The following is a 23,818-nucleotide window of genomic DNA, read 5'->3' as shown; positions in this document are numbered from 1 at the left end:
GGCTGATAGCACGGACGCGTCAGTGGCACTGATCGGTCAGGGATGGTTCTTTATTGCTGCATTGTCGGGAAGCGCCCAACGCACCATGGCAACCAGAAATTCAGCGCCCCAGGCGAGCTACCTCGATCTCTTGCTGGATGCTGTCTGTGCGGTCGATAAACAAGGTCGCTTCGTATTTGTCAGCGCGGCCTGCGAGCGCATTTTAGGCTACACCCCCGACGAGTTGATCGGCCAGCCGATGATCGATCTGGTGCATCCCGCCGATCGCCAGCGCACCCTCGACGCCGCTCGGGAAATCATGGGGGGCGAACCCAAGCTCAACTTTGAGAATCGCTACCTGCACAAGGATGGCCGGGTGGTGCACATCCTCTGGTCGGCCCGCTGGTCGGAGGTCGACCAACTGCGCATCGCCGTGGCCCGTGACATTACCGAGCGCAAACAGGCCGAGGCCCGGCAAGCGGCGCTGTACGCGATTTGCGAAGCCGCCCACGCCACGGAAGATTTGCTGGCGCTGTTCCAACGCATCCATTTGCTCATCGGCGAATGGCTGCCGGCGCTGAATTTCTCCGTCGCTTTGTATGACGAACATTGCGGGCAGCTGAATTTTCCTTATCACGTCGACGACCATGAGCTGCAACCCGAACAGCCCGGAACGATCACCGGGCGTCTGTGCGCCGAGGTCATTCGCAGCGGCGAGCCGATCCTGCTGAGCCCGGACCTGGACACTGTACCTGAAGGGTATGAGGCGCTGGTCGCCAACCAGCAATCGATCTGTTGGCTGGGCGTGCCGTTGAGTTCACAAAACGGCACCATCGGTGCGCTGATCGTCAAAAGCGTGCCCGGTGGCGAGCGCTACACCGAGCAGGATAAGGAGCTGCTGCAGTACGTTTGCGCCCAAGTCGCGACGGCTATCGAACGCAAGCAATTGCATGCCCGGCTGCAGCGCATGGCCCAGTACGACCAACTCACCCAGTTGCCCAATCGCGAGTTGCTCCGTGAGCGACTCAAAGCTTCATTGACACTGGCCCGGACAGAGTGCGGCCATATGGCATTGCTGTACATCGATCTCGACCGCTTCAAGGAGGTCAACGACACCCACGGCCACGCGGTGGGCGATATGTTGCTGCAAGCGGTCGCCAATCGGCTCAAGCACTGCGTGCGCGAAACCGACACGGTGGCGCGCATCGGCGGTGATGAGTTTGTCGTGTTGCTGCACAGCATCCACGCCGCGAAAGACGCCGATAGCGTGGCGGGGAAAATCCGTCAGGTCCTGGCCCAGCCTTTGCGTCTGGACGGACACAGTGTGACTATCCAGCCGAGCATCGGCGTCGCGCACTATCCTGAACACGGCACCGAAGAAAGTCAGTTGTTCAGGCATGCCGATCAAGCGATGTACAGCGCCAAACGCCAGCGCCACCTGCAACTCGATGAATGAAACCCGCCACCGTTCGTCGCGGCGATCCCATGTTTTCTAAACCTTTGCGCTGATCGAAATTCAGATTCTATGCGGGCTTTTGCTCGTCGCGATCATCACCAAGAGGTAGAGAATCATGCCTAACTCAAGAAACTCGAACTCGGGAAATTTCGCCAACGATCGAACGAAGGCGTCTGAAGCCGGTCGCAAGGGTGGGAAAACTACCACTACGACTGTCGAAAAAGACCCTGCGAAACCCGATATGGGCCGCAAAGGCGGTCAGAAATCGAAATAGTCGGTGAGGTGGTTTTGATTGAGAGGCGGGGGCGAAAGCTCCCGCTTGAATTTTTCGAGAAGGAGGGCGCGACCATGAGCTGGATGGCCACCCGATTACGCAATGCCGGTTTTGTCACGTTACTGGGCCTGTGTGCCAGCAGTGCCTTTGCCCAGTCTCCCGCCGAATTCATCAATGATGCCTCGGCCAAAGGCATGGCCGACATCGAAGCCAGTCGCCTGGCGCACCAATTGTCCGAGTCCAAAGAGGTCAAGGATTACACCATCGTCGTCATCAACGACCGCACCACCGCCAACCAGCATCTGGCGAAAATCGCCAAGCAACTGGATTTGCCAGTGGCCCCGCGCGAAGAAGTGGTCGACAAGGCCAAGGCTCTGATGCCGCAAGTGAAAGCTGACGCAAGCTTCGACCAGGCCTACGCGGCCAGTCAGGTGAAAACCACCCAGGAAGCCATCGAGCAGTTGCAGCAGGCCGCGCAGACGAGCGACGTGCCGCAGATCAAAGCCTTCGCTGAAGAAACCCTGCCCAAACTGCAAAACCATCTGCAGATGGCCAGGGCGCTGCAAGCCAGTCGCTAGGGGTTGGCAGGGTTAAACGTAAACGGCGCGTGACTCAGGTCAGGCGCCGTTTTTTGGCTCAGCACTCGTCCCATTTCTGCTTGTGCTTGCCCCTGGAGACGAGACCTTCGAGTTCGAACACTTCATTTTCACCCATGGCGCGATAGTGTTTGCGCAAGGCTTCCAATTGCTTGAGATCCAGCAATTCGAGCCCCAGCATCGCGTTTCGCGCCTCCTTGTTGACTCGCAGCAATTCATCGATCTTCAGATGCAGAATATCGGTATCGCGGTTCTGCGTGTTCTGGATCAGGAACACCATGAGGAAGGTGATGATGGTGGTCGAGGTGTTGATGATCAGTTGCCAGGTATCGTTGTAATCAAAAATCGGTCCACTCAGACCCCACAGACCAATCAGTATCAACGCGCCCATGAAGGTCTTGGGACTCCCGGCCCACAGCGCGAGTTTCTGCGAGATTTTTGCGAATTTCATTGCCGTGTTCCTTATGAGGATGCGCCTGATCGTGTGACAGCGCGGGCATGATGAAAATTCGCTTACCTTAAAACGTGCGTTGTAGAGTTGCCGGTGCTTTGATCTTGTTGCTAGAGGCGATAATGCACTTCACAAGGCTTGTGAGTGCTTCTGTCAGTTGCGGTTCGGTTATCTCGGTGTTGTACCACTGCGACTGCCCAAATAAAATCACAATGACTGCATTGGTGGCCGGGCAGATGTCGCCACCGGGCTTGCCTTTCTCACTGTACTCATCAGCTATGACTGCGCTTAAAAGAGATGAGTATTTATTCTTTAGCTGCATGATCTGCTGCTTTTGTTCTTCGTTAAGATTCACAAATTCACGGGTGATCAGAGCTAATTTGTGTTTTTCATTACAGTTAAAGGCGACGAAGGCTTGAATAAATAACTGTAGACGTTTGCAAGGGCTGCGCGCTCCTTTCATTCGACGCGTCGTGTCCAGCAATAAGTCGGATAAGGCGGACTCAATGAGTTCGAACAGCAAGGACTGTTTATTTTCGATGTGATGGTATAACGATCCGGCCTGCAGTCCCAGGTGGCTCGCCAGATCTCGCAAGCCGATGGCCTGAAAGCCGCGTGTGGCGAAAAGTTCGACCGCTGCGTCAAGCAGTCGATCGCGGGCGCGGTGTACTGGATTGGCTGATACGATGGTAGTTAGCATGTGAATTCGTCAACTGGGCAAATGAGAGCGTGGCCAATACGCTTCGTGATGGATACAGGTTCATTCATGTCCACATGGCGGGGTATTCAGGCTCGCGCCGCGAGACTTATCCCGCATGGCGATAGCCCGTTCTGGAAGCATGGTTCGCGGTGCGCATCAGCAACAGCACCGCGCCAATCACTGGCAGGCTCACTACCAGCAGCAGCGCATACCGCAGCGACTCCTGGCCAAACAGCGGCAGCAACATATCGCTGAACAAACCGGTGATCAGAGGCCCGACGCCGACCCCGAGCAGGGTACTGACGATGGTTTGCAGGGCCATGGCGGTACCGCGCCGACCCGCCGGCACCAGTTGGGTGACGAGGTTGTAGGACGGGGCGACCCACCACACGGCAAAGAAGGAATAGAGCGCGCACCAGAGCATTGCAGCCGGAATCGGTACATCGCCCAAGCGCACCAGCAGGGCATCGGACCAGAGCAGATAAGGGATCAGCGCGGCGATGGCCGCCAGGTGGCCCAACACTGGAATGGAAACCTGCCAGTGTGGATGGCGGCGGCACAGGCGGTCACTTAACCAACCACTGAAGAGGCCACCGATCCCGGCCGAGATACCGCAGATCACCCCGACCAGCAGCCCGGCGTGTTGCAGTGACAAACCGTGGGAGCGCACCAGGAAGCTGGTGTTCCACATGGCGATGGCATAGGAGCTGAGCGTGACCAGACCGCCCGCGAGGATCAGGCAACGGTAGGCCGGCAAGGCCCAGAGCTTGCGGGCTTCAGTGCCCATGCCCAGCAGCGCAGGCTGCGCCTGAGTGTGTGGCGTGAGGTCCCAACGGCCACGCTGCGGGTCGCGCACGACAAAGCTCAGGATGGCGCAAAACACCAGGGCTGGCACGCCAATGGCAATAAATGCACTGCGCCAGCCATAGTGTTCCACCACCCAGGCCCCGATACTCAAACCGATGATCGAGGAAAACGTCGGCGCCGCGGTAAAACAACTGATGGCGAATGAGCGCCGTTGGGGTGGATACAGGTCAGCGATCAACGACAGCGAGGCCGAGGTCGTCGGCGATTCACTGATCGCCACCAGCATCCGCGCAATGCCCAGCGCCAGGAAGCTGCCGGCCAGCCCGCAAGCCATTGTCGCCACGGCCCAGAGCAGGCACGACATGGCCAGCAGGCGGGTCCGCGGCATGCGGTCCACCAGCCGCCCCGCCGGCAGGGCCATGAGTGCATAGACGGCCGCGAACGCCAAACCCGAGATCAAGCCGATGGCGGTATCGCTGACCCCGAACTCGGATTTGATCGGTTCGATCATCACCGCGAGTATTTGTCGCCCGACGAAGTTGTCGGCAAACACCATGGCCAGCAGCAACAGTAAGCCGTGGCTGCCCCAGCCGACCCTGGCCGCCGGTAACGCCGCTTCGCGGGCGGTCATCGCGGGGCCCACAGATCCGGTAAGCCGGGGTCACTGACGACAATCAGGCGCTTGAGCAAGACCTTCAAGGCTTGTGCATCGGCGGGCCCGAGCTTGGCCGAGAGGTCCTCTTCCACGGCCTTGGCCAGCGCCAGTTGATGCAGTGAAACCTCGCGGCCCTGGGCCGTGAGGACAAAACGCAGCGACTCGGCCGAGCCCTCGATCGCCACCAGGCGCTGGTGTTCGAGAAAACGCATGCTCGCCAAGGTGACTTCGCGGCCGGTGTAAGCCACGAAGGTATTGATTTCCTCCAGGCTCAGGTTGTCGCGGATGCACAGAATCGACAGGATAAAAAACGCAAATTCGTCCAGTTGCTGATTACTCAGCATCTGGCGCAGCGTATTGAGCACCTGATAATGGCCGCGCCCCAACAGATAGCCGAGCAAGTCCTCGGTATAACTGCACTCAGGGGGCGGCGGCGTGGTGGCCAGACGCAGCTCACTGCGCGGCTTGCGGGTCGCCAGGGCATACTGGCCGCTCTGGAACGCCAGCGGCGCACGGTCGCTGTGATCGAAGGCGAGGACTTCACCGACAAAAATCACGTGGTCGCCGCCTTCGTACTGGAACGCGGTGCGGCATTGGAAACGTGCCGTGCAGTCTTGCAGCAGCGGCGCCTCGCTGACGCCATTGTCCAACTGGATTTCAGAAAACTTGTCCTCGCCCTGGGTGGCGAAACGTCCCGACAGGGTTTCCTGTTCGGTGGACAACACGTGGACGTTCCAGTGTTTGCCGCTGGTGAAGACCGGCAAGCTGCGGGCCTGCTTGGACAGGCTCCAGAGCACCAGCGGCGGATTGAGCGACACCGAGTTGAAGCTGTTGGCGGTGATCCCCACGGGTGAGCCGTCTTCGGTGTGGGTGGTGATGATGGTGACCCCGGTGGTAAAGGTGCCGAGCGCGGCACGAAAAGCCTGGGGATCGAAACTGACGTTTTGCGTTGCCATGACTGGCCTCATGGGGTGGGATTTTCGTAGGGCCAGTATTGGTCGCAATACGCGGTTCAACATCGTCTCAACGGACTAACAGATTTGCTCGATCCTCGTCCGATCGGACGAGGCGTGGCAAGGGGTGCACGGCTAGGGTAGCGGCAAGTGCATCGGGCGCTTCCCGGCCATGGGGCCAGTACCAGCAAGGGGCCACGTATGAGTTCAGTCACATCATCCGTCCAAGGGCTTGCCAGCCTGTTATCCCGGCAAAAAAGCGCATTCGCCAGCGCCGGTGCGGTGAGCGCTGACACTCGCCGACGTCGACTCCAGCAAGTGATCGATCTATTGGTCCGCCACCATGGCGCGTTGACCGAGGCGATCGATCTGGATTTCGGTGGCCGTCCTGCCGGCTTCTCTTTGATGAATGACGTGTTGGGCGCCCTCGCATCGCTCAAATATGCGCGGGACCATCTGCATGACTGGATGCAGGATGATCCGCGTGCGCCTTTCGCGCCTTATGATCAGCTCGGCGCCAAGGCGTGGGTGATGCACCAACCCAAGGGCACGGTGGGCATTCTCGGTACCTGGAACGCGCCTTTATTTACCCTGTTCAGCCCCTTGGCCTCGGTACTGGCGGCGGGCAACCGGGCCATCCTCAAACCGTCGGACGTGGTGCCACGGACGGCCGGGTTGGTGTCGCAGCTGTGCGCTGAATACCTCGATCCGCTGGAGATCGCCGTCGTCACCGGCGACGTGGAGTTGGCCGAAGCCTTCAGCGCCCAGCCGTTTGACCACCTGGTGTACACCGGCAGTACCGCGACGGGGCGGCTGGTCATGCGCAACGCTGCACAGAATCTGGTGCCGGTGACGCTTGAGCTGGGCGGCAAGTCGCCGGTCATCGTCACCCGTAGCGCCGACCTCAAGAAAACCGCGTTCAGTATCGCCGTGGGGAAGGCCTGCAATGGCGGGCAGATCTGCATCAATCCGGATCTGGTGTATGTGCCCAAGGCGCTGCTTGAACCCTTCCTTGATGCACTGCGCGATTCCTACAGCGAACTCAACCCATCAGTGACCGGTAACCCGGATGTGGTGGCGGTGGTCAACCAGCGGCACCTGGATCGCGTCGAAGGTTACGTACTGGATGCCCAGGCCCGCGGCGCACGCATCGAGTGCCTGCCCGAACCCCTGGCGCTGAATGCCCGGGACCGGCGCCGGCCCCTGCGCGTGGTGGTCGACCCGGCGCCAGACAGTGTGATCATGCACGAAGAAATCTTCGGCCCGGCCATGGTCGTGCTCACCTATGAAGACCTCAAGCAGGTCATTGACGATATCAATGGTCGTCCACGCCCGCTGGCGCTGTATTACTTCGGCAAAGACCCCGAAGAGCAGCGTTACGTGCTGGAGCACACCGTGTCCGGCGGGGTGACCGTCAACGATGTGATGATGCACGCGGCGATGCACGATGCGCCGTTCGGCGGTGTCGGCGCCTCGGGCATGGGCCATTACCACGGCCATGAAGGATTTCTCGAGTTCAGTCACCAGCGCACGGTGTTCAAGGCCCCGGAGCATGACCCGCGTCGTGAATGGGGGCTCTTGCCGCCGTATGGCGAACACTACCTCGCAGCCATGCTGGCCAGCGTGACGGCCGACTGACCGAGAGCGGGGCGCATCTGGCCGGGATCAAGGCCGGCGGGGGCAAGCGCTGGAACATAAAGCCGTTCAATGACCCTCATGACAATAATCGACAGGGCGCGACGATCACCATGCAAACCAACGAACACCAACCGATGACTGCCTCGACAACCACCGTGTCCAACGCGCCGGCAACCTGGCCGCGACGCAGCGTGCTCAAGGCTGGCGTCCTGGCTGCGGGCGTCGGGCTCCTGGGGCGCTTTGCCGATGCCCGTGCAGCGGGTCTGTCGGCCAGTGATTACCAGGGGCTGGATGCCTGGGCCATGAGCGAGGCGATCCGCAGCGGCGAACTGCGTGCCGAAGACCTGCTGGCGGCGGCGCTCGCCCGCTGCGACGCGGTCAATCCCCGGGTCAAGGCGGTGAACATGCTGCACGAGGCCTACGCCCGCACGCTGTTGTCCGGGCGCCGCTCCGCCGGCACCGAAACCCAAGGGACGCTGGCCGGCGTGCCAGTGTTGATCAAAGACCTCAATACCTACTTGCAAGGCACCGTGACCAGCAACGGTTGCCGGCTGTTCAAGGACGCCCCGCCAGCGCCCCGGACCAGCACCTTGATCACCCGCTACGAGCAGGCTGGGGCAGTGCCTTTTGGCAAGACGACGTGCCCCGAGTTCGGCTTGACCACCACCACCGAATCGTTGCTCTGGGGGCAGACGCGTAACCCGTGGAACCTGGCCATGAGCGCCGGTGGTTCCTCAGGCGGCGCGGCGGCGGCCGTGGCGGCCGGGATCGTGCCCGTGGCCCATGCCACCGACGGTGGCGGCTCGATCCGCATTCCCGCCTCGTATTGCGGCCTGGTGGGCCTCAAGCCCAGCCGCTATCGCACACCGAGCGGGCCGGCGCATTTCGAAGGCTGGTTTGGTGCCAGCGTCGGCAATGTGGTCTCGCGCACAGTGCGCGATACCGCGCTGTTTCTCGATGCCGGCCAGGGCCATGAAGCGGGCAGCGTCTACTGGATCCCGCCGCTGCAACGGTCATATGTCGAAGAATTGCAGCGCGAGCCGGGCAAGTTGCGCGTCGCCGTGGTTCGCCAGTCATTGACCGGCGCGGCGTTGGAGCCGGCGATTGCCGCCACTCTGGAGCAGACCATCAAGCAGTTGCTGGGACTGGGGCATGAAGTCGAAGAACTGACGCTGAACATCGATCCGCGCCAACTGTTCGGTGCTCATGGCGCGGTGATCGGCACCGCCTTGCGCACCGCGATTCACGACCGCGAGCAGGTGTTGGGACGGGCCGCCACGGCGCAGGACCTGGAGAAAATCACCCTGGTCAACCTGGGACGCGCCCAGACCACCACCGGTGAAGACCTGTACCGCGCCCGCCAGTCGTTCGAAAGCATCGGCGCCACCATGGAGCAGCCGTTCGAACGCTTCGACGTGATCCTGTCGCCGGTCACCGCCAACCTGACGCCGCAACTGGGCCTGCTGACGCTGGATCAGCCGTGGGACAGCTATGCCCATCACGCCATGGGCAGCGCCGGTTTCACCGTGTTGGCCAACGTCAGCGGCCAACCGGCCATCTCTCTGCCGCTGGGCCAAAGCGACAGCGCAATGCCGGTGGGCATGATGTTCACCGCCCGCCTGGGTGGCGAAGACGGGCTGCTGCGCCTGGCCAGTCAACTGGAGCAGGATCGTCCCTGGGCCGCCAGGCGCGCGGTCCTCTGACAGCGCTTGCCTGGCCCTTTCGACCGGTTGTTCCAGCTTTTATGGGCAACCGGCACCGGGCCGGGTTTCTAGTCCGCTTTGACGATGAGCCCGGCCCGTGCAGCCCCGATCATGGGCTGCACTCCGCCAGCATTCGCGCAGCGTCGTCGGCGGTTATTTCTGACCTCAGCTAATGGCATAACAACAATGACGGCTCAAGTTCAGTCTCAGACCCACTACGATGTGATTGTCGTTGGTTCGGGCGCAGGTGCAATGACGTCGGCGGTGTTCCTCGCCGACCAGGGTTTTCGTGTGCTGATCGTGGAAAAAAGCGACAAGTACGGCGGCACCTCGGCGATTTCCGGCGGCGGTATCTGGATCCCCAACAACCACTATTTCGCCCAGCTGAACGGCAACGACACTTACGAAACAGCCTTGCGTTATCTGCAGGCGGCGGCGGGCGAACATGTCGATGAAACCCGGCTGCGCACCTATCTGGACAACGCGCCGAAGATGATCGAAGAGCTTGCCCGGACCAGTCGGGTGCGCTACGCGGTCGCCGCCAAATACCCCGACTATTACCCGCACCTGCCGGGCGCGCTGCCCGGCGGCAGGACCCTGGATCCGGAGTTCTTCGATACCAGCCTGTTGGGTGACGAACTGGCCAACTTGCGCAAGCCTTCGCCGTCGACCTTGCTCATGGGCTGCATCGCCTGGACCGCCCGCGATGCACATAAGGTCATGGCACGTGGTTTTGGCTGGCGCCTGCTGATCCTGGGCCTGATGCTGCGTTACAAACTCGATTTCAAATGGCGCCGCAAAAGCAAGATCGACCGCCGAGCGTCCCTGGGCAGCTCGCTGGTGGCATCGCTGCGGCGCTCGCTGATGGATCGCAACGTGCCGCTGTGGCTCAACACCGATTTTTCTGGCTTGCTCACCAAAGACGGGCGGGTCAGCGGCGTTACCGTACGGCGTGACGGCGCCGAGGTGCAACTGCACGCGCGCCACGGGGTGATCCTGGCGTCCGGTGGTTTTGAACAGAACCAGGCGTTGCGTGAAAAATACCTGCCGCAACCGACCCGCATGGCCTGGAGTGCGACCCCTCCGGGGAACAACACCGGTGCTGCGCTGGAGGCCGGGCTGGCTCAGGGCGCGGCCACCGCATTGATGGATTGGGCCTGGTGGGCGCCGACCATCGCCGTACCGGGCGAGGAAAAGCCCCGGGGGATCTTTGCCGAGCGCGCGTTCCCTGGCGCCATCGTGGTCAACAGCCTGGGTCGGCGCTTCGTCAACGAGGCCGCGCCGTATCTGGAGTTCGTCGATGCCATGTACCGCGACAACGGGCTCACAGGCGGCAAGTCGGTGCCGGCCTGGGTGATTTTCGATGGGCATTTCCGTTTCAACTACGCGATGGGACCGTTGATGCCGGCCCAGATCATGCCTGACAGCCGCTTGCGCAAGGAATGGTTGAACAACCTGTACTGGAAGGATGACTCCCTGGCCGGGCTGGCCAAACAGATCGGCGTCGATGCCGCCGGTCTCGAAGCCACCGTGGTGAAGGTCAACGACTATGCGCGCACGGGTAAGGATCCGGACTTCGGGCGCGGCGGCAACGTGTTCGACCGTTACTACGGCGACAGCAACATCAAGCCCAACCCGTGCCTGGCACCACTGCGCAAGGGTCCGTATTACGCGATGCGCCTGGATGCCGGAGACATCGGCACCAAGGGCGGCCTGTTGACCAACGAACATGCGCAGGTGGTCCGCGAGGACGGCGCTCCCATCGCCGGCCTGTACGCGATCGGCAACTGTTCGGCGTCGGTGATGGGCACCAGCTATCCGGGCGCGGGCGGTACGCTGGGTCCGGCGATGACCTTTGCTTATATCGCTGCCAACCACCTGGCCCGCCAGCACGGCCAGCAATCCCAAACGACCCACGCACATGAGATGACATGATGACGTTCAATCAAAACAACAAGAACGGCCGGGTTCATGGCAAGGTCGCACTGGTCACCGGCGGCGCCAAGGGGATCGGTGCTGCCAGCGTGCGGATGCTGGCGGCCGAAGGGGCCCAGGTATTGATCAGCGACCTGGACGTCGAGGCAGGCCAGGCCCTGGCGGCTGAAATCGGGCCGGCTGCAGCCTTTATCCGCCACGACGTCAGCAGTGAAGACGCGTGGCGCCAGGTCATCGACCATGTGCGCGAGCGCTACGGTCGTCTGGATATCCTGGTCAACAATGCCGGCATCCTGATCGCTGGCTCGATTGAAGAAACCAGTCTGCAGGAGTGGCAAAAGGTGATGCGGGTGAATGCCGACAGTGTGTTTCTGGGCTGTCGCGAAGGCATCGCATTGATGAAGGACAGCGGTGGTTCGATCATCAACCTGTCGTCCATCGCGGCCCTGGCCGGGCGTGACGATTACCTGGCCTACAGTGCCTCCAAAGGGGCGGTGGCGGCATTGTCGCGTTCGGTGGCGGTGCTTTGCCGGCGGCGCAAGTACCGCATCCGCTGCAACACCCTGCACCCGGATGGCGTGCTCACCGACATGACCCGTGGCAGCCTCCCCGAAGGCGTCGACCCGGACCGCATGACCATCGACAGCGACCCGATGAACCGCATGTGCCGGCCCGAGGACGTGGCGGCCAGCGTGCTATTCCTGGCCAGCGATGAAGCCCGGGCGATCAATGGCGTCGAGTTGCGCATCGATAGTGGGCAGATGGTGATGAGTATCTAGCGGCCTCTCTTCCACATACACCCACACACGCCCGTAGGAGCGAGGCTTGCCCGCGAAGAACGATAACGCGGTCACACAGACAGACCGCAGCGTGCCAAGGCTCGCAAGCTTTTACGAAGTCGGTCGAGGTGGAAATAGGGCGTTTCTGATGGATGCGTAGGACGCTTCCGAGTGTTTGTAAGAAAGCCCTCACGTCACTTCCCGAAGGCCACGGCACCTTGCGTCGTTGCCTACGGTTACGCCAGAATCCGCCGGCTTGTGCGCCCAGGGGCTACTCGGTAACTTGATTCGCGTCACTGATGGTCAGTGATCGGGTTTAGTAGCCCGGCCAAGGTTAAAGCGGTCGCATGAGCATCATCAGTCAGGTATCCGCCTGCACTTGATGGTAGCTGTGCGCATGGCGTCCTCGGGCGCGCCGGTTTTTGCTTTCCCTTGCCGGTCTACTAACTTGCGCACAGCTGCCACCCTTTCGTGTAGTAGCGAGATGGTGCGGCCCAGCTAATTAAGGGAAGCATTCATGATCAAGCCGACACCAAACCCGCCGGACACCGATCCGGCAACGCCCTCAGAAATCATCGACTCAAACAATTCCCACCCACCATCCGAACGCATTCCCTCTGCCGCCGACATCCAGGCCACTCCGCGCAAGCTTTGCACCATGTTCATCGTCAACCCGGAACTCGATACCGAAACCCTGCTGGCCCACGCCTGTGAGTCGCTGGCTTCGGCCAATGTCATGACGCTGGATCTGGCGGATCATATGGAAGGGACGAGTCGCAACGCCCTGTTGGGGATTGCCCAGGTCATCATGCTGGGTGAGCTGGCGGTGAACCGGGCGTTGGATCGGATTGATCGGGCTGAATAGGAGATCAAAAGATCCCCGTAGGAGCCAGGCTTGCCGGCGAAGGCGATTTCAAATACGCCTTCGCCGGCAAGCCTGGCTCCTACGGGGATCAACGTTTTCGTTCGGGAGATGTTAATACCCCTCAAACTGCGCCGGGCGTTTGTCGATAAACGCCTGCATGCCTTCCTTCTGATCCCGTGAGGCGAACAACAATGCATTGGCCTTGCGCTCGAGCGCCAGGCCGGCTTCCAGTGGCGCGTCCATGCCTGCCAGAATCACTTCCTTGATCTGCTCGGCGGCCAGGGCCGGCATCGCTGCGATGACGCGCGCCAGCTCCAGGGCGTGGGCCTGCACCTGGTCATCGTCCACCAGGTCGCTGACCAACCCGGCAACCCAGGCCTCCTCGGCGCTGATGGGCTGCCCGGTGAGCGCCATGCGCATCGCCTTGACCTTGCCCACGGCCCGCACCAGCCGCTGGGTGCCACCGATGCCGGGCATGATGCCGATGCGGATTTCCGGTTGGCAGAAGCGTGCACTGCGCCCGGCGACGATCAGGTCGGCGTGCATCGCCAGCTCGCAACCACCGCCGTACGCGTAACCGCAGACGGCCGCGATCACCGGTTTCGGGCAGTGCTGGATCGGCCCCCAGACCCGCTCGGTGTGGCGCTTGTAGATATCGATGGCGCCGACCCCGGCCATGCTGTTGATGTCGCCACCGGCAGCGAACACCTTGTCTCCCCCCGTCAGCACGATGCAACGCACCTCGGGGTCGATCGCCAACTCACTGAAAAAACGTGACAGCAGCGCCTGCAATTCCAGGCTCAAGGCGTTGGTCGCCTGGGGACGATTGAGTCGCAGCAGGGCCACGCCGGGCAGTGGGCGTTCGAGCAGAACCGGTGCAGCGGATGAGTCGGACATGAGCATTCTCGAAGATCTGACAACGTGTGAATGGCTGCCAGTGTCCTGTTCACGAGGTTGAATTTTCATCGTCCGTTCAGACGTAGTTTGGCCTGCGGTTCGCCCCTAGAGTGACCCTTGTCAGTAGAAAAGGAGCACATGATGGAGCTGCATTCGGGTCTTGATTACAGCGGCAAGGTGGTGCTGGTCACCGGTGGCACCAAGGGCATCGGCGCCGGTATCGCGCTGGGGTTCCTGGCCGCGAACGCACGGGTGATCGTCTGTGCCCGGCGCGAGCCTGAACAGGTGCCGACCCAGGGTGGCAAGCGCGCGACCTTCATCGCCGCCGATGTGCGTGACCACGATTCCCTGCAACGCCTGTTCGCCACCATCGAGCGCGACTTCGGGCGCCTCGACGTGGTGATCAACAACGCCGGCGGCAGCCCTTCCGCCGACGCGGCCACGGCCTCGCCCAGGTTTCATGAAAGCATCATCGGTCTGAATCTGATCGCGCCGCTCAACGTCGCCCAGCACGCCAACCGGCTGATGCAGGCACAGGCGCAGGGCGGTTGCATCGTCTTTATCGGCAGTATCAGTGCGCTGCGTTCCTCGCCAGGCACCGCCGCCTACGGCGCGGCCAAGGCCGGGGTGCTGGCGCTGGTGCAATCGCTGGCGGTGGAGTGGGGGCCCAAGGTGCGGGTGGTCACGGTCAGCCCGGGGCTGGTGCAGACCGAGCAGTCGCATCTGCACTACGGCTCCGAGGCCGGTATCGCCGCCGTCGCGGCCGGCATTCCGGCCGCGCGCATGGCGGTGGCCGAAGACATCGCCAACGCCTGCCTGTACATCGCATCACCGCTGGCCAGTTACGCCAGCGGTTGCAACCTTTTGCTGCATGGCGGTGGTGAACGCCCGGCATTTCTCGGTGCTGCGCAGGTTCTGCCCACCTGATCGACCTATTGCGGCGACCGGGTTCGGTGGCCGCCTTCAATGTGAAGGAGACGACTTTGGCTGATCCACAATTGCTATCCAATGTGCGCGCCCTGGTGGGGCGCCAGTACGGCCGCGTGTATGCCTGGGACGAGGTCAATGCCCCGATGATTCGCCAGTGGTGCGAAGTCATGGGCGTGGACAACCCGCTATACACCGACGCGGGCTTTGCCTTGGGCACCGTCCATGAGGGCCTGATCGCTCCGCCTGCGATGTTGCAGGTGTGGACCATGGAGGGCCTGCACGCCAACAACTATCCGCCTGGCTCCACCGACGAGAACCCTTACGAGGTGCTCAAGGAAATGGAAGCCTACGGCTATGCCTCCACCGTGGCGGTGAACTCCGAGCTGAGCTTCGACCGCCCGGTGCGCCTGGGGGAAAAGCTCTACTACACCACGCGCCTGGATTCGGTCAGCGATGAGAAAACCACCGCCCTGGGCACCGGTTTCTTTGTCACCCTGGTGATGAGCCATTTCGTCGAAAAGCCTGGAGCAAAAGAGCCCGGCGGCGACGAGCCAGTGGGCCAGTTGCTGTTTCGCGTGTTCAAGTTCCGCGCGGCCAATGCCCAGGCACCTGCCAAGGTTGAGGCGGCACCGGCCAAGCCCAAGCGCCCGCTGCCGGGCATCAGCGACGACACGCGGTTCTTCTGGGAAGGCTGCGAGAAGGGCCAGTTGCTGATCCAGCGCTGCACCGCGTGCCAAACCCTGCGCCATCCACCGGCACCGGTGTGCATCCAGTGCCACAGCTTCGACTGGGACACCCTGCAGGCCAGCGGCCGCGCCACCTTGTATTCGTTCGTGGTGATGCACTACCCCGAAGTCGCGCCGTTCGATTACCCCAATCCGATCGGCCTGATCGAGCTGGAGGAGGGCGTGCGCCTGATCGCAGGCCTGGTCGGTATCGAACGCGAGCAACTGCAGATCGGCCAGCGCTTGCAGGTCGAGTTCCAGACCTTCGATGACCAGTTGACTCTGCCTTTGTTCCGGCCGGTAGACGCATAGGAGCCATTCACCATGGATTTCGAATTAAGTGAAGACCAGCGCGCCATTGCGCAAATGGCCGACAGCCTGTTTGTCGACCATTGCCATGACGACTACATGCGCCAATGGGACACCAGCGGCGAGCCGATGATGGCGCCGCTGTGGAAGCTGTGCATCGAGACCGGGCTGCAGGCTTTGGCCATCCCCGAAGAACACGGCGGCAGCGGCCTGGGCATGACCGAGCTGATGCTGGTGTTGCAGGCCCAGGGCAAGGCCCTGGCCCAGGTGCCGTTGTGGCGCCATCAACTGGCGGCCGCGACCCTGGCCCGTTTCGATTCCAGCGACAGTGCGGGATGGATCGCCAAAGCGGCGTCCGGCGAGGCGCTGTTGAGCCTGTCCGTCAATGCCTTGAGCAGCGCACTGGGCATCGAGCTGCAAGCACGTCCTTGCGCTGAAGGCTGGGTGATCAACGGCCGGGTGGCGGCCCTTTCCATGGGCGATCAAGCCCGGGCCGCGCTGGTGCTGGTGGAGGCCGATGGCCAACCGCGCTTGCTGCTGTTGGACCTGTCAGCGCCTGAATTACAACGGGTGTCGGCGGTGTTGACCCACGGCGAAGCGGTGGCCGACCTGCACATCGAGGGCTTGACCCTGAGCGCCGGGGCGCTGTTGCCTGCCGAGGCCGTCGCCTGGCTGGAACTGCGCAGCATGGCGGCGCTGGCTGCCCTGCAACTGGGGGTCAGCGAAGAGCAGATCCGCCGCACCGTGGCCTACGTCAGCGAGCGCCGGCAGTTCGAGCGCAGCATCGGCAGCTTCCAGGCGGTGCAGATGAGCATGGCCGACACCCATATCGCCGTCGAAGCCTTGCGCACGGTGCTGTGGCAACTGGCCTACCGCATCGATGCCGGTTTGCCGGCCCCCAGCGAAGCCCTGGCCACCGCGTGGATGGCCTGTGAAGCGGGGCATCGCATCGGCCATGTCGCACAACACGTGCATGGCGGCATCGGCGTCGACCTGACGTACCCGATCCACCGTTTTCTCTACTGGAGCCGTGGCCTCTGCCTTGCCCTGGGCGGTTCGGCGGCAAACCTGGAACGCCTGGGCGACTGGCTCAACGATAACGACAAGCTGGGATGGAAATATGACCTCGAAGAACACCAAGCGCTTTGAAGACGTGCGCCCCGGCGAAGTACTGCCGGAGCTTGCCGTGCCCATCACGGTGACCCTGATCAACGGCGGCGCGATTGCCACCCGTGATTACTTCCCCGGTCACCACGACGCGGAGGCGGCCCGTGCCTTGGGTTCGCCCCACGTGTTCATGAACATCCTCACCACCAACGGGTTGGTGCAGCGGTTCATCGAGCAGTGGGCCGGGCCGCTGGCGCAATTCACCGCGCTGAAAATCAAGCTCGGCGCACCGAACTATCCCGGCGACAGCATGACCTTCAGTGGCAGCGTCACCGGCGTCGATGCGCACACCCGCTCGGTGGAAATCACCTTGAGCGGCAAAAATTCCATGGGCAACCACGTGACCGGCACGGTCGCGCTGGTCCTGCCCTGACAGCCGGAGAGACACAGATGACTGATTCATCGATTTCCGGGCGTGCCGCGATCGTTGGTCTAGGCGCGACCGAATTTTCCAAGAACTCCGGACGCACCGAATTGCGCCTGGCCCTGGAGGCCACCTTGAGTGCCCTCAAGGACGCCGGCATCGACCCGAGCGAGGTCGAGGGTTTCAGTTCCTATTCCGTGGACAAGGTCCCGGAATACGAAATTGCCCGTCTGCTCGGTTGCAAGGACGTGAAGTTTTTCTCGCAAGTCCCCCACGGTGGCGGCGCGGCTTGCGGGCCGGTCATGCACGCGGCCATGGCCGTGGCGACCGGGATGGCAAAAGTGGTGGTGGTGTATCGCGCCATGAACGAGCGTTCCTGGTATCGCTTCGGTACCGGCGACTACGGCTTCGCTTCGGCGCCGACCTTCGACAACGTCAACTACGGCTGGTACATGCCCCACGGCTTCCATACGCCGGCGGCCTGGGTCGGCATGTTTGCCCAGCGCTACATGCACACCTATGGCGCCACCAGCGAAGACTTTGGCCGGATCGCAGTGGCGGCGCGGGATTTTGCCGCCACCAACCCCCAGGCGTTTTTCCACGGTAAGCCGATCACCCTGGAAGAACACCAGGCCTCGCGCTGGATCTGCGAACCGCTGCACTTGCTCGACTGCTGCCAGGAATCCGATGGCGCCGTGGCGATGGTCATCACCTCGGCCGAGCGCGCCCGTGACCTGCGCCAGAAACCGGTGACCATCAAGGCCGGTTCCCAAGGCATCAGCCATGGCCAGCAGAGCATGACCTCGTTCTACCGCGACGACATTACCGGGCTGCCGGAAATGGGCGTGGTCGCCCGCGAGCTGTATCGCCAGTCGGGCCTGGGCCCGGAGTCTTTCCAGACGGCGGTGATCTACGACCACTTCACCCCGTTCGTGTTGCCGCAGCTGGAAGAGTTCGGTTTCGCCAAACGCGGCGAAGCCAAGGAATTCATCCGCGCCGGGCACCACGCCCGTGGCGGCAAACTGCCGATCAACACCCACGGCGGGCAACTGGGCGAAGCCTATATCCACGGCATGAACGGCATCGCCGAAGCGGTGCGCCAGGTGCGTGGCACGGCGGTCAACCAGGTGGCGGATGTGCAGAACGTGCTGGTCACCGCCGGCACCGGCGTACCCACCAGCGGCCTGATTCTCGGCGCAGCTTAAGGAGCAGCCCATGTTCGTCGACCTCACTCCCGAACAACATGCCCTGCGCCACAAGGTGCGGGACTATTTCCAGGCCCTGATGACCCCGGACCTGCGCGACCAGTTGCGCGGCAAGGAAGGCGGCGAGCTGTTTCGCCAGACCATCCGCCAGATGGGGCGCGATGGCTGGCTGGCAGTCGGCTGGCCCAAGGCCCATGGCGGCCAGGGTTACGCCGCCACCGAACAGTTGATCTTCTTCGAAGAAGCCAACATTGCCGGGGCACCGCTGCCGTTCGTGACCATCAGCACCGTCGGCCCGGCCTTGATGGCCCATGGCAGCGAGCTGCAGAAAGAGCGTTTTCTGCCAGGGATCGCCGCGGGCGACATCATGTTCTCCATCGGTTATTCCGAACCTGACGCCGGCAGCGATCTGGCCGTGCTGAAAACCAGCGCCCGCCAGGACGACCAGGGCTTTGTGGTCAATGGCAACAAGCTGTGGACCTCGGGTGCCGAGTCCGCCGACTTCGTCTGGCTGGCGGCCCGTACCGATCCGACCCAGGCGCGGCACAAAGGCATTTCGCTGCTGATCGTCGACACCACGACGCCGGGCTTCTCCCACACCCTGATACCCACCACCAGCATTCCGACCACGGCCACCTACTACGACAACGTGCGGGTGCCCAACGAGATGTTGGTGGGCGAGTTGCACGGTGGCTGGAAGCTGATCACTTCGCAACTGAACCACGAACGCCTCGGCCTGGGCACCTGGTCGGACAAGGTGGTGGCGCTGTTTCGCCGGGTTTACCTGTGGGCGCGAGCCCGCGATGAGCAGGGCCGTCGGGCGATGGACAAAGCCTGGGTGCGCAGCTCGTTGGCCGAGTGTTATGCGCGACTGGAAGCGATGCGCCTGATCAACATGCGCATCGCCGCCGACCTGGAGCACGAACGCATGAACGTGGCGCTGAGTTCGACCACCAAGGTGTTCGGCTCGGAGTCGGCCATCGAGATCCTGCGCAAGCTGGCGGCGATCGTCGGGGCCAATGGTTCGATGCGCAGCGGCTCGGCGGCAACGCTGCTGCAGGGCGAACTGGAGTTTGAATTGCGCTCTGCACCGACCCTGACCTTTGGCGGCGGCACCAATGAAATCCAGCGCGAGCTGATCGCCCAGTTTGGCCTCGGCATGCCGCGCACCCAACGCTGACGCTCGTCCATCAAAAACAAAAACCGTACTCGCCCCGAATCCGGGGCGAGTCGAAGGGGACTTCCATGAGCACTATCGAGCAATTTCGGCAGGACACCCGTGCCTGGCTGGAGGCCAACTGCCCGCTGTCGATGCGCACCGGCATGGCTGAAGGCGATGTGGTGTGGGGCAGTCAGAATCCGCAATTTCCCTGTGAAGACGCGCGCCTGTGGTTCGAACGCATGCGTGACAAGCGCTGGTTCTGCCCAGAGTGGCCAGAGGAGTATGGCGGCGCGGGCCTGAGCGACGAACAACTGGCGGTGCTGGAAAGCGAAATGCGCCGGATCAAATGCCGGCCGCCGCAAATCAACCTGGGCATCTGGATGCTCGGGCCGGTGTTGCTGGCGTTCGGCAGCGAGGAGCAGAAACGCGATCTGTTGCCACCGATCGCCCGCGGTGAAGTGCGCTGGTGCCAGGGCTTTTCCGAGCCGAACGCCGGTTCCGACCTGGCCAGCCTGAAGATGGCCGCCCGTGATGCCGGTGACCACTTCGTGGTGGACGGCAGCAAGATCTGGACCTCCTACGGCGATAAATCCGACTGGATGTATGCCCTGGTGCGCACCGACTTCAGCGCGCCGAAACACGAGGGCATCAGCCTGATCGTGCTGGACATGCGCAGCCCTGGCGTCACGCCACAGCCGATCGATCTGATCAGCGGAAAATCGGCGTTCTGCCAGGTGTTCTTCGACTCCGTGAAAGTGCCCAAGAGCCAGTTGATCGGGCCGTTGAACGGCGGCTGGAACCTGGCCAAGTACCTGCTGCAGCACGAGCGCAAGGCGATGTCGAAGTTCGGCGAGTTCAGCCTGCCGTCGCACTTCGACCTGCTGGCCTTGATGCGTGAATACGTACCGGCGCCACAGACCATGAGTGAACACGCATTGCAGGCCCGGGCCACGGCCTGTGCGATGAACGAACATGCCTACAACCTGACTGTGCAGCGCATGGGTGAAGAGGCGCGGGCCGGTGATGACATCGGCGGCCTGATGTCGATCATGAAGCTGGTGCACACCGAACAGGAGCGCGACAAGTTCGAAGTGCTGCTCGATGCCATGGCCGGGCATGCCTTCGGCTGGGAGAACGCGGCGTTCAGCGAGCAGCAACTGGCGATCACCCGTTCCTGGTTGAACAGCTATGCGCTGACCATTTCCGGCGGTGCCTCGGAGATCCAACTCAATGTCATCGCCAAGCGCGTACTGGGCTTGCCCGACGCTAAAAAAGGAGTCACCCCATGAGCCTGCGTTATAGCGATGAACAGCGTTTGCTGGCTGACAGCGCGCGGGACTTTCTCGCTGCTCGCAGCCCGGTCAGCGCCCAGCGTCGACTGCGCGATGACGCGGTGGACCTGGGTTTCGATGCGCCGCTGTGGCGGGACGCGGTCGAGCTGGGCTGGAGTGCGATTCCGTTCCCGGAAGACTTCGGCGGCCTGGATTTCGGCTGCAAGGGCCTGGGCCCGATCTTCGAATCCATGGGCCGCAACCTGTCGGCCTCGCCGCTGTTATCCAGCGTGGTGCTCGGCGGTTCGCTGTTGCATCTGGCGGGCAATTCGGCGCAACAGACGCACTGGTTGCAAGCGGTGATCGGCGGCGAACAGCGCCTGGCCCTGGCCGTGGACGAACGCTCGCGCCACGATCCGAGTCGCACTGCCCTTGAGGCGAAGGCCGAGGGGCAGGGCTATCGCTTGCATGGCGACAAGTTCTGGGTGGTCGACGGCTTCGGTGCCGATGCCTATGTGGTGGCTGCACGCACATCCGGGCAGCCGGGTGACACGCAAGGCATCAGCCTGTTCCTGGTGCCCGCCGATACGCAGGGTTTGACCGTCAGTGCCTTGCCGCTGATCGATTCGCGCAACAGCGCACGCCTGCAGCTGGACCAGGTGCAATTGGGCAGCGACGCGCTGCTGGGCACCCTGGGCGAGGGCTGGACCGCGCTGGAAACCGCGCTGGACCGGGGCCGCACTTGCCTGGCCGCGGAGCTGTTGGGGATGGCCGAGCAATTGTTCGAAACCACCCTGGAGTACCTCAAGACCCGCGTGCAGTTCGACACGCCGATTGGCACCTTCCAGGTCCTGCAGCATCGCGCCGCACAGATGTACATCGACCTGGCGCTGAGCCGCAGCGCCCTGATGGCCGCGCTGGCGACCCTGGATGACGCCAGCCACGATGCCGGGGCACGCGCTCGATTGGTCAGCCTGGCGAAATGGAAGGCCGGCGACACGGCGATCAAGGTCGCCAACGAGGCGGTGCAGATGCATGGCGGCATTGGCGTCACCGACGAACTGGATGTCGGCCTGTACCTCAAGCGCGTCCGCGTTGCACAGAGCTGCCTGGGTGACCGGGATTTCCATTGCGAACGCTATTCGGCCCACGCGTAAACCCCTGTGGGAGCGGAGCCGCCCCCGGTCCATGAGTACGACACAACCCCCTGTGGGAGCGGGCTTGCTCGCGAAGGCGGAGTGTCAGGCCATGAAGATATTGAATGTGCTGGCCGCTCCCACAGGTTTTTCGCTGTACTGGAGAAAACACAGATGAGCATTGAACGCTGGCAAACCGCGTGGCGACAATTGATCGCCCCCGGTGCGCCCTTTGAAGTGGTGGCGCCGGATGACGGCGCGCCCCGCTACTTCCGTCACGCTGCACACGACCTGCTGCAGGTGCTCGACGCCGGTCGTGTCCACGGCGACCGTGAGTTCCTGGTCTGGCAGTCGCAACGCCTGACCTTCAATCAGTTCTACGATCAGGTTGACCGCCTCGCCGGGCAGATGGTCGCCCGTTTTGGCCTGCAACCGGGCGAGCGGGTGGCGATTGCCATGCGCAACCAGCCGGCGTGGCTGGTGGCCTTCGCCGCGATCCTGCGCTGTGGTGCGGTGTGTGTGCCGCTCAACAGTTGGGGCCTGCGCGACGAGTTGCAGTACGCGCTGCAAGACAGCGGTTCGCGCCTGCTGCTGTGCGACGAAGCGCGCCTCAATACCCTGCGCGAAGATCTGGCCCGTGAGCAGCGGGCCACGATTGTCGTCGGAGTCCAGGAAGAAACGTTGCCCGAGTACTGCCTGCGTTTCGAAGACTTGATCAGCGCGCCGGCATTACCGTTGCCTGCGCTGGAAATCGACCCCGACGCGCCAGCACTGATCCTTTACACCTCCGGCACCACCAGTCGCGCCAAGGGCGCATTGTCCAGCCACCGGGCGATCTGCCAGGCGCTGACCGCGCTGGATTTCCAGGGCGCGTTTTGCGCCATGAGTTCACCCGAACGCATCGGCGTGGTGATCAACAGCGGCTTCGCGCCAACCACGCTGGCGGCTGTTCCGCTGTTCCATGTCAGCGGCTTGCATGCGCAGTTCCTGTCGGCATTGCGCGGCGGTCGGCGCTTGATGCTGATGTACAAGTGGGATGTCGAACGCGCCATCGATCTGATTCGCGATGAGCGCTGCACCCAGTTCAACGGGGCGCCGGTGATGATGCAGCAACTGCTCGCCTCGCCGCGCTTCGGCAGTGAGCACACTGCCAGCCTGTTCGGCCTTGGGCTGGGCGGCGGAGCTTCGTCCGCCGGGGTGCTCGACGACATGCTCAAGCTCAAGCCCGACGCCATTGGCGGCGCCGGCTATGGCCTGACCGAAAGCAACGGCATCGGTGCGGCGATTGGTGGCGATCAGTTTGTGTACAAACCGGCGACGGCGGGTTGGGCGCTGCCGATCGTCGATATTCGCATCGGTGACAGCCCTGACCAGCCGCAGCTGGCGGGCACCCGCGGGGTGATCTGGCTGCGTTCGCCGACCTTGATGAGCGCCTACTGGAACCTGCCCGAGGCCACTGCGCAAAGCCTGCGCGACGGTTGGCTCGACACCGGCGATATCGGCCACCTCGACGACGAGGGCTTCCTCAGCATCACCGGCCGGGTCAAGGAGTTGATCAACCGTGGTGGCGAGAAGATTTCCGCCGCTGAAATCGAAACCTGCATCCTCGATATGCCCGGCGTTCTGGAGGCAGCGGCATTCGCCATCGCCGACCCGTTGCTGGGTGAGACGGTGGGGCTGGCCGTGCATGGCCAGGCATCGACGCTGCCCCAGGAGGCGCAAGTCTGTGCATTCATCGCCGAGCGCCTGGCCGCCTACAAGGTGCCGACGCAGGTCTATCGAGCACTCGAACCCTTGCCACGCAATGCCACCGGCAAGGTGCTCAAGGCACAGCTGCAAGAAAAGTTGGGCGCGTAACGCC

At 62.7% G+C, this 23,818-nt stretch carries 22 protein-coding genes; 17 read left to right on the top strand and 5 right to left on the bottom strand.

Going from position 1 to position 23,818, the window contains the following annotated elements; genetic code table 11:
- Positions 1-85: 85 nt before the first annotated feature.
- From F8N80_RS16180 to F8N80_RS16170, 3 genes are all read left to right on the top strand, one after another.
- Positions 86-1,435: a sensor domain-containing protein gene (locus F8N80_RS16180; protein ID WP_150784265.1), complete on the top strand. Its 1,350-nt coding sequence runs from the start codon at positions 86-88 to the stop codon at positions 1,433-1,435.
- Positions 1,436-1,550: 115 nt separating this feature from the next.
- Complete coding sequence (locus tag F8N80_RS16175; RefSeq protein WP_082930399.1) at positions 1,551-1,709, top strand: KGG domain-containing protein; 159 nt, start codon at positions 1,551-1,553, stop codon at positions 1,707-1,709.
- A gap of 74 nt (positions 1,710-1,783) precedes the next feature.
- Positions 1,784-2,287 (top strand): DUF4142 domain-containing protein, encoded by a 504-nt coding sequence (locus F8N80_RS16170; protein WP_150748955.1) that lies wholly within the window; start codon positions 1,784-1,786, stop codon positions 2,285-2,287.
- A gap of 58 nt (positions 2,288-2,345) precedes the next feature.
- Here the strand turns inward: F8N80_RS16170 and F8N80_RS16165 are convergent, their stop codons facing one another.
- The 4 genes from F8N80_RS16165 to F8N80_RS16150 all read right to left on the bottom strand — a co-directional run bounded on the left by F8N80_RS16165 (position 2,346) and on the right by F8N80_RS16150 (position 5,874).
- Complete coding sequence (locus F8N80_RS16165; RefSeq protein ID WP_150748954.1) at positions 2,346-2,756, bottom strand: low affinity iron permease family protein; 411 nt, start codon at positions 2,754-2,756, stop codon at positions 2,346-2,348.
- A 67-nt stretch (positions 2,757-2,823) separates the two neighbouring features.
- Entirely contained in the window at positions 2,824-3,456 is a 633-nt protein-coding gene (locus F8N80_RS16160; protein WP_150784264.1) for a TetR/AcrR family transcriptional regulator, read from the bottom strand.
- A gap of 106 nt (positions 3,457-3,562) precedes the next feature.
- On the bottom strand, positions 3,563-4,894 hold the full coding sequence (locus F8N80_RS16155; protein ID WP_150748952.1) for a spinster family MFS transporter: 1,332 nt from the start codon (positions 4,892-4,894) through the stop codon (positions 3,563-3,565).
- A complete protein-coding gene (locus F8N80_RS16150; protein WP_150748951.1) occupies positions 4,891-5,874 on the bottom strand; it encodes a flavin reductase family protein in 984 nt (327 codons plus the stop codon). The genes F8N80_RS16155 and F8N80_RS16150 overlap by 4 nt, the downstream gene beginning before the upstream one ends.
- A gap of 198 nt (positions 5,875-6,072) precedes the next feature.
- On the opposite strand from F8N80_RS16150, the gene F8N80_RS16145 reads away from it, so the two are divergent.
- The 5 genes from F8N80_RS16145 (at position 6,073) to F8N80_RS16125 (ending at position 12,791) form a co-directional block, all read left to right on the top strand.
- Positions 6,073-7,509, top strand: a complete 1,437-nt coding sequence (locus F8N80_RS16145; protein ID WP_150784263.1) for a coniferyl aldehyde dehydrogenase — start codon at positions 6,073-6,075, stop codon at positions 7,507-7,509.
- A gap of 134 nt (positions 7,510-7,643) precedes the next feature.
- Positions 7,644-9,212, top strand: a complete 1,569-nt coding sequence (locus tag F8N80_RS16140) for an amidase (protein ID WP_440131188.1) — start codon at positions 7,644-7,646, stop codon at positions 9,210-9,212.
- Positions 9,213-9,398: 186 nt separating this feature from the next.
- Positions 9,399-11,147, top strand: coding sequence for an FAD-dependent oxidoreductase (locus F8N80_RS16135; RefSeq protein ID WP_150744747.1), 1,749 nt, complete (start codon positions 9,399-9,401; stop codon positions 11,145-11,147).
- A complete protein-coding gene (locus tag F8N80_RS16130) occupies positions 11,144-11,926 on the top strand; it encodes an SDR family oxidoreductase (protein WP_150784262.1) in 783 nt (260 codons plus the stop codon). The genes F8N80_RS16135 and F8N80_RS16130 overlap by 4 nt, the downstream gene beginning before the upstream one ends.
- A gap of 517 nt (positions 11,927-12,443) precedes the next feature.
- Positions 12,444-12,791: a DUF6124 family protein gene (locus F8N80_RS16125; protein WP_150784261.1), complete on the top strand. Its 348-nt coding sequence runs from the start codon at positions 12,444-12,446 to the stop codon at positions 12,789-12,791.
- A 111-nt stretch (positions 12,792-12,902) separates the two neighbouring features.
- Here the strand turns inward: F8N80_RS16125 and F8N80_RS16120 are convergent, their stop codons facing one another.
- Complete coding sequence (locus tag F8N80_RS16120) at positions 12,903-13,688, bottom strand: enoyl-CoA hydratase (protein WP_150744750.1); 786 nt, start codon at positions 13,686-13,688, stop codon at positions 12,903-12,905.
- Between the two features lie 141 nt (positions 13,689-13,829).
- Between F8N80_RS16120 and F8N80_RS16115 the strand changes: the two genes are divergently transcribed.
- The 9 genes from F8N80_RS16115 (at position 13,830) to F8N80_RS16075 (ending at position 23,814) form a co-directional block, all read left to right on the top strand.
- Positions 13,830-14,615 (top strand): SDR family oxidoreductase, encoded by a 786-nt coding sequence (locus tag F8N80_RS16115; protein WP_150744751.1) that lies wholly within the window; start codon positions 13,830-13,832, stop codon positions 14,613-14,615.
- 56 nt (positions 14,616-14,671) lie between these two features.
- The gene (locus F8N80_RS16110; protein ID WP_150744752.1) at positions 14,672-15,655 is read left to right on the top strand and encodes a bifunctional MaoC family dehydratase N-terminal/OB-fold nucleic acid binding domain-containing protein; all 984 of its coding nucleotides are present in this window, start codon (positions 14,672-14,674) and stop codon (positions 15,653-15,655) included.
- A gap of 12 nt (positions 15,656-15,667) precedes the next feature.
- Positions 15,668-16,801 carry an acyl-CoA dehydrogenase family protein gene (locus F8N80_RS16105; RefSeq protein ID WP_150784260.1) on the top strand — a complete coding sequence of 378 codons (1,134 nt, stop codon included), beginning with the start codon at positions 15,668-15,670 and terminating at the stop codon, positions 16,799-16,801.
- Entirely contained in the window at positions 16,773-17,192 is a 420-nt protein-coding gene (locus tag F8N80_RS16100) for a MaoC family dehydratase (RefSeq protein WP_150784259.1), read from the top strand. Before F8N80_RS16105 ends, F8N80_RS16100 begins: the two co-directional genes overlap by 29 nt.
- Positions 17,193-17,209: 17 nt before the next feature.
- Positions 17,210-18,388 (top strand): lipid-transfer protein, encoded by a 1,179-nt coding sequence (locus F8N80_RS16095; protein ID WP_150744755.1) that lies wholly within the window; start codon positions 17,210-17,212, stop codon positions 18,386-18,388.
- A gap of 10 nt (positions 18,389-18,398) precedes the next feature.
- Positions 18,399-19,568: an acyl-CoA dehydrogenase family protein gene (locus F8N80_RS16090; RefSeq protein WP_150744756.1), complete on the top strand. Its 1,170-nt coding sequence runs from the start codon at positions 18,399-18,401 to the stop codon at positions 19,566-19,568.
- Between the two features lie 65 nt (positions 19,569-19,633).
- A complete protein-coding gene (locus F8N80_RS16085) occupies positions 19,634-20,839 on the top strand; it encodes an acyl-CoA dehydrogenase family protein (protein WP_150784258.1) in 1,206 nt (401 codons plus the stop codon).
- A complete protein-coding gene (locus F8N80_RS16080; protein WP_150744758.1) occupies positions 20,836-21,978 on the top strand; it encodes an acyl-CoA dehydrogenase family protein in 1,143 nt (380 codons plus the stop codon). Before F8N80_RS16085 ends, F8N80_RS16080 begins: the two co-directional genes overlap by 4 nt.
- 153 nt (positions 21,979-22,131) lie before the next feature.
- The gene (locus F8N80_RS16075) at positions 22,132-23,814 is read left to right on the top strand and encodes a class I adenylate-forming enzyme family protein (protein ID WP_150744759.1); all 1,683 of its coding nucleotides are present in this window, start codon (positions 22,132-22,134) and stop codon (positions 23,812-23,814) included.
- The last annotated feature ends 4 nt before the right edge of the window (positions 23,815-23,818 follow it).

Source organism: Pseudomonas fluorescens, assembly GCF_902497995.1.
GTDB classification, from domain to species: Bacteria; Pseudomonadota; Gammaproteobacteria; order Pseudomonadales; family Pseudomonadaceae; genus Aquipseudomonas; species Aquipseudomonas fluorescens_BK.
The sequence above is the reverse complement of the archived record's forward strand: the minus strand, read 5'-3'. Positions and strand labels throughout refer to the sequence as shown.